Origin of the sequence: Streptomyces sp. NPDC006872 (assembly GCF_040635845.1) — a bacterium.
Taxonomy (GTDB): Bacteria; Actinomycetota; Actinomycetes; order Streptomycetales; family Streptomycetaceae; genus Streptomyces.
Window position 1 is genome coordinate 54,513 of record NZ_JBEYIL010000032.1, and the last position, 11,510, is coordinate 66,022.

The following is an 11,510-nucleotide window of genomic DNA, read 5'->3' on the forward strand; positions in this document are numbered from 1 at the left end:
GGGCAGGGCAGGTGTCCATCGCCTGAATGATGGGCCGTGGGAGCTGCGCATGGTCCGGCTCCAGCGGGTCGGGTACCTGGCTTCAGTGCTCAGCGGGATCGGTAGGACGTAGTGGATGGCATGCGTGTGCTGGTGATGGACGATGACGCCCGGCCTGTGGAACTGCTGCAACAGGGGCTTCGCGCGGAGGGTTTCGCCGTGGATGTCGCGAGTGACGGCCTGAAAGGGCTGGCCGGAGCGGCAGCCGGCAACTACGACGTGTCGTCCAGGATGTGATGGTGCCGGGCCTGAACGGCTACAAGGTCTGCGCCTACCTGCGCGCGGTCGGCGACAACACCCTCATTCTGAATGCTGACGGCGAGGGACGGGGAGTACGACGAAGCAGAGGGGCTGGAAACCGGGCGTTACCCCTTGATCGTGGACACCCTGATCATTGGATCGCGAGGATCCGAAGGACAGCAGTTCCCGTTGGGGACGTCGAAGCACTCGCCTGAGTTCCGGGCGGACGCCGTCGCGCTGTACCACGCCAGTCCGGGTGGGACGTATGCGTCGGTGGCCAAGGACCTGGGTGCGGGATGCCGAGCAGGCGGCCCGGCCCGGGTCGGGCGAGGCCACCGCGATGGAGAAGCAGAACCGGCAGCTGCGGGCGCGGGTGAAGGAACTCGGGCTCGAGCGGGAGATCCTGCGGAGGGCCGCGAAGTATTTTGCGGGCGAGACCAGCTGGTGAGCAGCCGCTTCCAGTTCGTCGACGATCACCGTGTCGCCTTCGGTGTCACGTCGAGTCCGACGGAACCTACGGGGCTCGAGGACCTCGGTGTGTCAGGTCGCGCGGTGCGGTGGGCGCCGGCGCGGACAACGCTGCCGCGGAATCGCTGAACGCATCCCTGAAACGGGAGACGCTGCAGGGGAAGAAGCGGTGGACCGGGGCGCGCGAGGCCCGGCTCGCGGTCTTCCGCTGGGCGAGCCTCTACAACACCTGGCGAATGCACTCCCGCCTCGGCCAGATCAGCCCGATCGCCTTCGAGCAACGATCAACTACGCTGGGCCGCTGCCGCATGACAACCGGTGTCCACGATCAAGGGTCAAGGCCCAAGCACCCCGCGCCACCGACCGCGGTGCCCGAATGGTCCTCACCCTGCCCTTGCCCACCACACAGCAACCGCGCAGCACGTCGCGCTCCCGCGGCGGATGACGCGCACTACTCGACCGAGGACGGCGTCGGCCATGAGGCGCTGGATGGTGGCCTGCAGGGGAGGAGCGGCGCCTGACAGCAGTTGGATCAGGGCGATGTACAGCAGGCTGTACTCGGGGTCGACCCAGAATCAGGCACCCTCGGCGCCGTCCCACACGCAGGTATCCGCGGCTGACCGGGCGTGCGGTGAGCGGCGGGTCGCGCACCAGCAGACTGACGACACGCCCGCTCTAGGTCCCACCACCGGTGATCAGACGCCTTCGACACAGGATGCCCCTGCAGAACCATCGCGGTGTCGAACGTGGCCTTGGCCAAGGACGGAACGGTGCCGTGACGTTCGGTGCTGCTGACCGGGCGAAACCCGGTCAGCAGCACCTCGGAGGTCGCTGTGCCGACGTGGCCGAAGGCGTCCAGCCCTTAAGCCGTCGCACTGTCAAATGTGAGTACAGCTCCGACCGGAGGTCGAACATTTGGTGCGTCGGCTCGCATTCCGCGTACCCGCGTGCTGTTGCCGCGTCAGTGCGGAAGCACCGGGGCGGCGACAAGGTCGGCCAGCGCGGGGAACGGATTGGCCGGCCGGTGCTCGCGATACACGAGGTCGACGAACGACACCGGCGCCCACTTCGACGGCTGCTCGTCGATCTGGTGCACCAGCTGCGCGTGGATCTCGCTCCGCAGATCCAGATAGGGGAACGCCTCGTGCGCCGCGTCGAGCACTGCCCGGTCCACTTCCTCGACGCCGAATGCGAACATGTCGGCGCCGATACCGAAATGCGCGAGGGCGACGTTCAGATGCTTGTGGGCCGCGATCCCCGCGGAGGTGTGCAGCGCCACCGCGTCCCAGATCTGGTCGACCGCGGTGTCGGACAGGCCATGCTCGCGGGCGAGGCGGGCGGCCCGGAACGCACCGTCCACCTCAAAGCGGTTCGGACCCTGTCCCTCGTCGGTCAGGCCGATGTCGTGCAGCACCGTGCCGATGAAGAGTGTCTCGTCGTCGTAGTCCGTCCCGGCGACGAGGCTCTTGGTGGCGGCGATGCTGCGCGCGTAGAAGTAGCTGCGCACGCAGTGGTTGAGCAGCCAGTCCGGGGCGTGCTCGGCGACGAGCTCGACGGCGGCCTCCGTGGCAGCCGTACGCGGCCACCCTCCGATGGCGTCCGGCAGATCCTCGAGTGGGTTCAGCGACTTCACTTGGCGTTGACCTCCAGTGTCACGTGCTCGGCGGCGACGGCCTCGACGGGTCGCAGTTCGCCTACGACATTGGACTGCTCAAAGTAGGTGTACCAGCCAGATTCCTCGACGCCGCCGAGGAATACGTCGGCCAGTTCCTTCGAAGGGGCCTGCCAGACCGCGAACCACTCATAGGAAGTGGACTGCGATGCCGGTTCCACCCTGCCCCAGCCGAGCGTTACGACGCCGACCTCCGCGAGCTGCTTGATGGCTCCCTGGATACCTGCGAACAGGTTCTTCCGCGTCTCCTCGTCGGCGGCGAAGAACGCGGGTTTCGGTGTCCAGGTCTCGATCACCACATACATGTTGCGACCTCTCCTTGCTAATCGGTCATTGACGTGATGTAGCCAGGCTAGAAAGGTCGAGGCCACGTTACGATGGCCAGATGGACAGTTATCCCAAAAATCCGGCCAAGGTGGCGCTGGTGGTGCAGTCGGACTTCGTCCCGCTGGACGTCGCCGTTCCCCAACAGGTCTTCGGCTACTGGCCGGCCTACACAGCCGCACTCTGGCCCGGCGGCGCCCCCTACGAGCTGACCTTGGTGAGTCCCGTTTCCGCGGAAAGCTCGCTGGTGCCCCGCGAGGTCGAGCCCCTCGACCGGCTGGAAACGGCGGACACAGTGATCGTCGCGGGCGTGCAAGACCCCACCGCGCCGCCGGACGCGGAACTGGTCGAGCGGCTGCGTGACGCCCATGGCCGGGGCAGCCGTATGGTGTCGATCTGCACCGGTGCGTTCGCCCTCGCAGAGGCCGGGATCCTGGACGGCCGCAGCGCCACCACCCACTGGTACTGGGCCGGACTGCTGCGGGACCGCTACCCGTCGGTCGCGGTCCGTGAGGCTGAGCTCTACGTTGAGGACGCGGGCGTCTTCACCTCCGCGGGCGTCCTTGCCGGAACCGACCTGTGCCTGCATCTTGTGCGGCTCGACCACGGCCAGGCCGCCGCAAACACGATGGCCCGGTATCTGGTCAGCCCGCCGCATCGCGACGGAGGACAGGCCCAGTACATCGAGCACAACGCGCCCAGCGGAGACTCGGAGATCACCGGCGTGATCACGTGGATCCTGGAAAATCTCGAAGAGCCGCTCACGCTGGAGTCGGTCAGTCAGCACAGTCACATGAGCACACGGACCCTGCGCCGCAGATTTCGTGCCGTTACCGGAACCAGTGTCATGAACTGGGTGGCCGTGCAACGCGTGGCCCGCGCCCGCGAACTCCTCGAGACCACTCGCCTCGGCGTCGACGACATCGCGCACCGATGCGGCTTCGGCTCCGCGGAGTCGCTGCGCATCCACTTCACCGCGCTGACCCGGACCAGCCCGTCGAGATACCGGCGCACCTTCGCCGCCTGACACCTGTCTCAGAACAGGGAGTCGACAGAGGTCCGGAGAGGGCTTGGCCGTACCCCATGAGGGTTCGGCCAAAGCAGGGCATGGGCGGCGGAATGGGGGGAGTCTGCGTCCTCCTCGCGGTCTGGCGGCGGCATGTCGACGGCGATGTGAAATACCCACCTGGTCAACGGCCCCTAGGCGCTGTTTCTCGGATCTCCTGACGTGAGTGGGGTGTTGGGGCCAGGCTGGCTGTATGGGCCGTGGGGATCTGACGAATGCGGAGTGGGATCGGCTGGAGTCGTTCTTACCTCGTGGTGGTGCGCGTGGGGGTCGGTGGAGTGACCACCGTCGGGTGATCAACGGGGTGCTGTACCGGGTGCGGACGGGTGTGCAATGGCGCGACCTGCCGGAGCGGTTCGGCCCGTGGGAGACGGTCTATAAACGGCATCGCCGCTGGTCGGCGGATGGAACGTGGAAGATGTTGCTGTCTCGCATTCAGGCCGCCGAGGACGCTGCGGGTGGGATCGACTGGGACGTGTCGGTGGACTCGACGGCGGTGCGGGCCCACCAGCACGCAGCCGGCGCGAGGACGGCACCGCCCGCCGCGATGCCTCAAAAGGGGGTCGGCCCAGGGACGAACCAGGCCGATCCGGTGCTGCGGAAACTGGCTGTCCGCCTGGAGGAGGTGGTCAGATCGGCGAATGCCTGGGACGTTCCCGAGGCGGATTCACCACCAAAATCCACCTCGTCGCCGACGGGCGATGCCGGCCGCTTGCCTTCGTCCTGACACCCGGACACTACGGTGACGGCCCCCAACTCGAGTACGTGCTGCGGCAGATCTCCGTGCCCCGTATGGGAGTCGGACGACCTCGCACGCGGCCCGACCGTGTCCTGGCGGACAGGGCCTACACATCCCGTAGCAACCGTCGTTACCTGCGACGACGCGGAATCCGGCACACGATCCCCGAGCGTCTGGACCAGAAGAGACACCGGCAGAGGAGAGGTTCCCAAGGCGGTCGGCCCACAGGATTCGACAGCGAGCGCTACAAGAAACGCAACACCGTCGAGCGGGCCATCAACCGGCTGAAGGGCTTCCGCGCAGTCGCCACGCGCTACGAGAAACGCGCCTACATATACCTCGGAACCGTCACCCTCGCGGCCCTCATGACCTGGCTCCGCACATGATCCGAGAAACAGTGCCTAACCAACAGGCATCGAAGGACTCGCCAGACTCACCCCAACGCGAAGCTGAAGTCAGAACCCATCCACAGGTGTTGACGGCTTTCCGTAGGAAGGATGGGGCTGCCTCAAACCGTGAATGCCGCCTTCTGCCGGAACAGAGCGCGGTATTCCTGGGGCGAGGTCCCGACACGTCTGTGGAAGGCTGCGCGCATGGACGCCGGATTCCCGAGTCCGGTCAGTCGCCCGATCCGTTCGATGGGCTCTGTGGTGGCTTCCAGTAGTTCGCGCGCGCGGTCGATGCGTGCGTCGGTCAGCCAGGCCATGGGTGAGGTCCCGGTCTCGTTGCGAAAGCGGCGGACCAAGGTGCGCCGAGCCATGTGGGCACGTGCGGCGAGATCGTCGACCGTGATCGTCGCTGCCATGTTGTCGAGCATCCAGTCCCGGACGGTGGCGAGTTCCTGACTGCTCGGTCGGCTGCGGAGCTGGTCGATGTATTGCGCCTGGCCGCCGGGTCGTTGGGGCGGCGCCACCAGGAATCGCGCCCTTGAGTTCGAGGCGACGGCTCCGTGGTCAATCCGGATGAGGTGGAGACACAGGTCGATTCCGGCGGTCACGCCTGCCGAGGTGAGGATGTCGCCGTCGTCGACGAACATGCGGTTCGGTTGGACCTTGATGCTTGGGTAGCGCCTTTGAAGCTGGTCAGACACCTGCCAATGGGTTGTGGCCGGTCTTCCGTCGAGAAGACCGGCCGCCGCCAAGGCGAACGCTCCGGAGCAGATGGACACGATTCGTGCGCCGCGGCCGTGCGCCGCACGGAGAGCGGTCAGGGCCGCGCTCGGGACGCCGGCGTCAACGTCGTCGTATCCCGGGACGATGACAGTGTCTGCTTTTTCGAGCGCATCAAGGCCGGCTGCACCGGTGACGGAGAACCCTGCGCGGGCCACGGGCACGACCTGCTCATACGTCGCAACCGTCAGCTCGTAGTTCGGGTCCATCGAGAAGATCTGCGCTGCGATGCCCAGCTCGAGCGGCAGCACTCCGGGCAGGCTCAGTACGACAACGTGATGACGCTGAGGCACGGCTTCATCCTTGTGGATCATGGCCCAATCGTAGCGGAGGAAGGCCCACGGGCCACTTTTTGTGGACGGTGGCGGCCGCTTAGGTTCTGACCATGAACGATCCTCTGGTTGTACCAACTGGCGACATCGCCGACGCGGCCCTCGCGATCCTGCACGAGACGGTGGACAAGCAGATTGCCGAACACAGCCTGCGCAGTTTCTACTTCGCACGGCTGACTGCTCAGCAAGAAGGCCTGCTGACCGATGCGGCATACGACGAGGGCCTGCTGTTCGCCGCCACGGTCATGCACGACCTCGGGCTGGGGACGCTTGCCGGGGGCAATGCCCGATTCGAGGTTGAAGGCGCGGACCTCGCCGCAAAGCTGCTGGCTGAGCACGGGGTCCCTGATGGTGACATCAGCCGGGTCTGGGAAGCCATCGCCCTGCACAGCTCGCTTGGCCTCGCCGATCGCATGGGCCTGCTGACCTACCTGACCCACAAGGGCGTCTTCACCGACGGTGGCCGCTTCACCGAGCTTTCCCCCGAGCTGCAGGAGCCCGTGCGTCTCGCCTACCCGCGGTCGCCCAATGACCGCTCGCTTCAGGTGGCCATCATCCAGCACGCCCGAAAGTCTACGAAGGCGGCGCCGCCCTTCTCCATCGCGGCTGAACTGCTCAGGCAAGCCGGCGGCTGACGAGAGCCAGAGACAGGCCGGCGGTACACACGCGTCGACCGAGGGCCGGGCGCTCCGATGGGCCGTGCCCGGAGCCGACAGCCCGACGGCTACGACGTTGTTGAGCGTGGTGAGGGCTGTGGGTATGTGTCAGCCGTTCGCCGCCTGCACACTGCCGGTGATAACGGCTGTCGAACAGATCGGTCGCCTGCTGTTGCAACAAGCGCTCCAACTTCCATCAGAAAGCATCACTTGAGCGTTGGGCGGGTGCAGTCACGTACACCCATACCCGCGAAGAACCGATGGCCGTGGTTTAGACGTCATTTCAGTTGGTGAGCCTTCGGTGGCATATGAGGGTCGCGGCGATGGCGGTGAAGGCGAGGAAGTGTTCCGGCTTGCGCTCGTAGCGGCGGTGGAGGCGTCGGCAGCCGGACAGCCAGGACACAGTCCGTTCCACGACCCAGCGGTGCCGGCCCAGGCGTCGGGACGACTCGATGCCCTTGCGGGCGAGGCGGTGCCGGATGCCGCGGGAGGACAGCCAACGCCGCAGGTACCGGTCGTCGTAGCCCTTGTCCCCGTGCAGCTTGCCGGGCCTGCGGCGTCGTGGGCCGCGGCGTGAGCGGATGGGCGGGATGCCGCGGACCAGCGGGATCAGGGTCCGGCTGTCGTGGAGGTTCGCCGCGGAGATACCGATCGACAGAGGCAGGCCGCTGCGGTCGACGATGAGGTGGATTTTCGAACCCTTCTTGCCGCGGTCGGTCGGATTCGGTCCCGTCAACGGCCCCCTTTGAGGGCCCGGACACCGACGGAGTCGATCGCGCAGCGCGACCGGTCCAGACCACCCCGGGAACCGAGTTCGTCCAGGACCAGGCGTAGGTCTTCCGGCGCCAACCGGTCGACAAGCGCAGCAGTCATCACCTCAGACTGCCGCAAGATCACGCCAACTGAAATGACGTCCTAACACCGCGTACACGGTGTTGCACCTGTCTGTTGTCGCGCAGGAAGACGAATGGCCTCGGCCGCGCGTGGAGCTTCGGACCGGGGAAGCCGTCCCAGCGCTTGCGTGCGGCACGCAGCTGCGCGGGGGAGACATCGACGCCGAACGGACACACCCGGCGCGGCGAAGTGAACGGAGTTGCCGGCCTTGCCGCAGCCGAGGTCCAGCCCCCGACCACCAGGGGCGAGGGCGAGCAGTTCGCCAGCCGGCCGTGATCTTCGATCGTGGCAGCAGTCGCTTCGGACTGCATCCCCCGTGACATGCAGCAATCAGGCCTCTACCGGGGTTCTGCTCTTGGCGGGTTCCGGTGAACGGTTCAGCAAGGGCAATGCAATCAGGGGAAACACAATCACGGACAAGAGCCCCGCCGCTACCAACGCCGCCGCGTTGGCCGGCTGGATTGCGTCCAGTTTCAATCCGATCGTCGCCGCCACCACGATCACGGGCAGGGAAGTGGCCTGCAGGAGGCCGCTGGCCATCACCTCCGCGTGCGAGAGGCCGGCCCTGCGGTAGACCAGTGCCGGCAGGCCGCGTACGAGGAGGAGTGCCGCGAGGAACATCGGAACGCGCAGGAGCGAACCCGTGTCTGCGAACAGGGCCCCTAGGTCGAACTGGATACCGCTGGTGACAAAGAAGACCGGAACGAGGAATCCGTAACCGATTCCCTGGAGCTTCACGTGAAACTGCGGATGCTTTTGATCGGCGTCGGGTGCGATCAGCCGCACTACTGCCCCGGCGATGAAGGCGCCCAGAACGGCCTCGAATCCAAGCTGCATCGCGACCGCGGCCAGGCCGACTATCAGGACCATCGTGAGGCGGACGCGGATTTGGGCGCTGGTGTCCGCCAGATTCGCCAGTGTCTTGGACAACCACATGGAGCGCTTCGCGCGTATCGACGTCACCACGATGAGTGCTGCCAGACAGGCGAGGCCGATCAGAAGAACGATTCTGGAGGCAGGGCTGGATGAATGCTCGGAGAAGAAGAGGGACAGCAACACCACCGCGCAGATCTCCCCAGCGGATGCGCCGCCGATGGACAGTTGGCCGACCGGGCGCGCGACCGCGTCGGCGTCCTTCAGGATCGGGACCAGCAGCCCCAAGGACGTGGCCACCAGCGCGATGCCGATGAGCAGGGGGTTCTCGACCAGCCCGGCTATGTTCAGCCCCCAGCCGACGACCCCGGCCAGCACGATCGAAGCCACCAGTCCGATGGCGACGAGATTTGCGAGTGGCCCGCGCAACTGCTCAAAGTCGATCTCCAGTCCGGCAAGGAACAGCAGGAAGCTCAGTCCGATGACCGACAGCGCCTGAACCGTGGCGTCCGGCTGCACCAGATTCAGCACCGCGGGACCGAGCACGATGCCGGCCACGATTTCCAGGACGGGTCCCGGGAGCGGAACACGGGGCACCAGGGAGAGGAGAAACGGAACGCTGGCAGCCACCGCGAGCACGATGACTAGATTGTTGTACACCATGGTGGCTCCTGTGACCGGTGTGGGGAAATGTGCATTCTCGAACGTCGGTGGACTGCGGCCTCGGAAGCCGATTCTCATCCGGTTGCGGACGCGGTCCGTTGGGAAAGGGAGCGCCGTTTTCAACCCCGCGCACTCCATATCGGCCGGGTTACGGCGGATGTCTTGTCGACCCGCGCTTGGGTCAGGCTGCTGGGGCGGTGGCCAGGTGCTGGTCCAGGGCGTGGGTGAGCGCGTCGGCTGAGGAGACCGGTCCGCCCAGGCGGTCGGTGCCGTGTGTGGTGTGCAGCAGCAGCGTCGGGTAGCTGTCGACGCCGAGTCGGCGTATCTGGAGGAAGTCGGCCTCCGCTGCGGTGCGGGTGGCGGGTGATGCGTATGCGGCGGCCACGGCGTCGGCGTCCAGTCCCAGTTCGTCGGCGAGGTCCCGGTAGACCTGGGCGTCGGAGAGGCTGCGGCCGTCGATGTACCAGGCGCGCTGCATTGCGGCGGCGGCGTCCAGGGCGTTCGCGCCCGGCTGGCTGCGCAGTGCGACCAGGCCGGTGGCGGCATCGGTGGAGTCCATCACCACGGTCTTGTCGGCCAGCGCGGCACGGTAGCCGTCGCCGAAGGTGACGCCGGTCAGCTGGGCGATGCGCTCGTTGGCGCCGGGGATGTGCGGGTAGGCAGCGACGGGCAGTGCGCGGGGGCCGGTGAACAGGCCGCCGGACAGCACCCGCAGCTCGATCCGGTCGGCGTTGGTGGCGGCGAATTCGTGCAGGGCCGGTCCGAAGCCGTAGCACCAGCCGCAGTAGGCGTCGAAGGCGTAGGTCAGTCGGCTGCGCTCCACGGAGCTCATCACGTATCGTCCTTTCCTTATTCCGTCACCCGGATCCCTGACTTGGTCGGGCTGACACACTCAAAGCTATGGTCAGAACGTGGACCGTCTCGGTTACGCATGCGACGCGCCATGGTGAAAAACTGACAGTCTTGTGAGCCTCTTCGCTGTGAGGCCCGCCAGAAGGGTCACCGTCCCGAGGACCCGCAGTCACACCGCGGGTATCTCCTTGGTGCGCAGGCGTCCCTTGACCACGAGGCGGTCGAGTCGTCCCTGTTCCGAGGTCGCCCAGCGGGCCACGCGCTCGGGGTCGAGGGGCGCGCCGTGGCCGACGTGGAGTTTGGTGGGGCCGAGGGCCAGCATCCTGCGCAGGCTCGCCAGGTTGCCGAGCCGGTCGTCGTGGAAGGGCGGGTTGGCGGGCCGCCCCTTGCCGAATCCCAGGAACGGGGTGGCCACGAGGTCTCCGGCCACCAGGTCGCCGTCGTCGGTGAGGACGGAGACCGATCCGGCGGTGTGGCCGGGAGTGGGCATGATGCGGGCCTCGACACCGAAGTCCGACAGGTGGGTCTCGCCACGGATGAGCACGTTCGGTTCGAACCCCTCGGTGGTTTCGCGGACCCGTGAGCTGCGGGCGAAGAGGTGCCCGAACCATCCGATGGACAGGTAGGGGTCACTGACCCGGCCCGCTCGGTAGATGTCGAGGTCGGCGATGTGTCCGGCGATGGGTGCGCCGGTGAGTCGGCTGAGTTCTGCGGCGGAGCCGAAGTGGTCGATGTGTCCGTGGGTGACGACGATCAGCCGGACGTCCTTGGGGTCCACGCCGTGGGCGGCGACCTGGTCGTAGATCAGTTGGGCGCTGCCGGGTGTGCCGGCGTCGACGATGACCGGTTGCCTGCCCAGCAGCAGGTAGGCGTTGACGGCGTGCTTGCCGAGCACGGGTATGGGGACGACCTTGGTACAGGACATTGAGGGTTCCTCCGCAGGCCTGGGATGGGGTGGCTGGGCCGTCGGGTGATGAGGTGAGGGTCTGCTGGTCCGCAGCTGACATCGCAGTCACGACAGCCTGAGCATTGCTCAGGTGTCCTCTGGGCACGGGGGCGGGCGGCCTGTGCGTTGGTGCCCAGGCCGCCCGACGCGGTCAGCTGAAGAACGGGTCGTCCACGAGGTGAACCCAGCCGCCGTCCGGCTGGCGTCGGAGGATCTCGGTGGTGGTGGAGATCACCGGCTCCGGTCCGACCCCGGTGAGGGTGGCGGTGTTCGACACCAGGGCGACGTCGTCGACCTGCCGGATCTCGCGCACTTCGAGCTTGAGGCGGGCACCGCTGTCGACCATCTGCTTCATGGCCTGGCGGATGGCGTCCGTGCCCACCAGGTGGGTTCCGGGAGTGGGGACGAAGTGGGCGTTCGGCTCGTAGAGCGACACCAAACCCTCGACGTCACCGGCCTCCAGGTACTCCATGTACAAGGTCCCCACCTGCTGGGGCGTCTCGGCACGGCGCCGGGCGGTGACGCCGACCGGCTTGTCGCCCCAGCCGGCCGCGTCGATCAGGTCGTACCAGGTGGG

At 66.8% G+C, this 11,510-nt stretch carries 9 protein-coding genes and 4 pseudogenes; 5 read left to right on the forward strand and 8 right to left on the reverse strand.

From position 1 onward, the window contains the following. Positions 1 to 120 precede the first annotated feature (120 nt). Together ABZ725_RS49710 and ABZ725_RS49715 are read left to right on the forward strand one after the other, a co-directional pair. Positions 121 to 402, forward strand: a pseudogene (locus ABZ725_RS49710) (response regulator); the annotation flags it as partial. A 66-nt stretch (positions 403 to 468) separates the two neighbouring features. Next, a pseudogene (locus ABZ725_RS49715) lies at positions 469 to 1,043 on the forward strand (integrase core domain-containing protein); the annotation flags it as partial. Positions 1,044 to 1,708: 665 nt separating this feature from the next. On the opposite strand, the gene ABZ725_RS49720 reads toward ABZ725_RS49715, so the two are convergent. Both ABZ725_RS49720 and ABZ725_RS49725 read right to left on the reverse strand, forming a co-directional pair. Then, positions 1,709 to 2,380 (reverse strand): HD domain-containing protein, encoded by a 672-nt coding sequence (locus tag ABZ725_RS49720; protein WP_358808986.1) that lies wholly within the window; start codon positions 2,378 to 2,380, stop codon positions 1,709 to 1,711. After that, the gene (locus ABZ725_RS49725) at positions 2,377 to 2,724 is read right to left on the reverse strand and encodes a DUF6616 family protein (protein WP_358808987.1); all 348 of its coding nucleotides are present in this window, start codon (positions 2,722 to 2,724) and stop codon (positions 2,377 to 2,379) included. The genes ABZ725_RS49720 and ABZ725_RS49725 overlap by 4 nt, the downstream gene beginning before the upstream one ends. Positions 2,725 to 2,804: 80 nt before the next feature. Here ABZ725_RS49725 and ABZ725_RS49730 point away from each other — a divergent pair, with 80 nt between their 5' ends. After that, positions 2,805 to 3,770 (forward strand): helix-turn-helix domain-containing protein, encoded by a 966-nt coding sequence (locus tag ABZ725_RS49730; RefSeq protein ID WP_358808988.1) that lies wholly within the window; start codon positions 2,805 to 2,807, stop codon positions 3,768 to 3,770. Between the two features lie 232 nt (positions 3,771 to 4,002). After that, positions 4,003 to 4,934: pseudogene (locus ABZ725_RS49735) on the forward strand (IS5 family transposase). 122 nt (positions 4,935 to 5,056) lie between these two features. Here ABZ725_RS49735 and ABZ725_RS49740 read toward each other — a convergent pair. Beyond that, positions 5,057 to 6,031 carry a helix-turn-helix domain-containing protein gene (locus ABZ725_RS49740; protein WP_358808989.1) on the reverse strand — a complete coding sequence of 325 codons (975 nt, stop codon included), beginning with the start codon at positions 6,029 to 6,031 and terminating at the stop codon, positions 5,057 to 5,059. A gap of 71 nt (positions 6,032 to 6,102) precedes the next feature. On the opposite strand from ABZ725_RS49740, the gene ABZ725_RS49745 reads away from it, so the two are divergent. After that, positions 6,103 to 6,684: an HD domain-containing protein gene (locus tag ABZ725_RS49745; RefSeq protein ID WP_358808990.1), complete on the forward strand. Its 582-nt coding sequence runs from the start codon at positions 6,103 to 6,105 to the stop codon at positions 6,682 to 6,684. 304 nt (positions 6,685 to 6,988) lie between these two features. Here the strand turns inward: ABZ725_RS49745 and ABZ725_RS49750 are convergent. From ABZ725_RS49750 to ABZ725_RS49770, 5 genes and pseudogenes are all read right to left on the reverse strand, one after another. Continuing rightward, positions 6,989 to 7,530 (reverse strand): annotated as a pseudogene (locus tag ABZ725_RS49750) (IS5 family transposase); the annotation flags it as partial. Positions 7,531 to 7,929: 399 nt separating this feature from the next. Next, on the reverse strand, positions 7,930 to 9,135 hold the full coding sequence (locus ABZ725_RS49755; protein WP_358808991.1) for a cation:proton antiporter: 1,206 nt from the start codon (positions 9,133 to 9,135) through the stop codon (positions 7,930 to 7,932). Positions 9,136 to 9,316: 181 nt separating this feature from the next. Then, positions 9,317 to 9,967 (reverse strand): DsbA family protein, encoded by a 651-nt coding sequence (locus ABZ725_RS49760; RefSeq protein WP_358808992.1) that lies wholly within the window; start codon positions 9,965 to 9,967, stop codon positions 9,317 to 9,319. A 189-nt stretch (positions 9,968 to 10,156) separates the two neighbouring features. Continuing rightward, a complete protein-coding gene (locus ABZ725_RS49765; RefSeq protein ID WP_358808993.1) occupies positions 10,157 to 10,912 on the reverse strand; it encodes an MBL fold metallo-hydrolase in 756 nt (251 codons plus the stop codon). A 172-nt stretch (positions 10,913 to 11,084) separates the two neighbouring features. Continuing rightward, a partial coding sequence (locus ABZ725_RS49770) for an SgcJ/EcaC family oxidoreductase (RefSeq protein WP_358808994.1) occupies positions 11,085 to 11,510 on the reverse strand: 426 nt, incomplete at its 5' end.

Excerpts from the sequence above, each read along its gene's own strand:
- ABZ725_RS49745 (WP_358808990.1), top strand. The coding sequence starts at position 6,103 with ATGAACGATCCTCTGGTTGTACCAACTGGCGACATCGCCGACGCGGCC.
- ABZ725_RS49755 (WP_358808991.1), bottom strand. The coding sequence starts at position 9,135 with ATGGTGTACAACAATCTAGTCATCGTGCTCGCGGTGGCTGCCAGCGTT.
- ABZ725_RS49740 (WP_358808989.1), bottom strand. The coding sequence starts at position 6,031 with ATGATCCACAAGGATGAAGCCGTGCCTCAGCGTCATCACGTTGTCGTA.
- ABZ725_RS49760 (WP_358808992.1), bottom strand. The coding sequence starts at position 9,967 with ATGAGCTCCGTGGAGCGCAGCCGACTGACCTACGCCTTCGACGCCTAC.
- ABZ725_RS49725 (WP_358808987.1), bottom strand. The coding sequence starts at position 2,724 with ATGTATGTGGTGATCGAGACCTGGACACCGAAACCCGCGTTCTTCGCC.
- ABZ725_RS49765 (WP_358808993.1), bottom strand. The coding sequence starts at position 10,912 with ATGTCCTGTACCAAGGTCGTCCCCATACCCGTGCTCGGCAAGCACGCC.
- ABZ725_RS49730 (WP_358808988.1), top strand. The coding sequence starts at position 2,805 with ATGGACAGTTATCCCAAAAATCCGGCCAAGGTGGCGCTGGTGGTGCAG.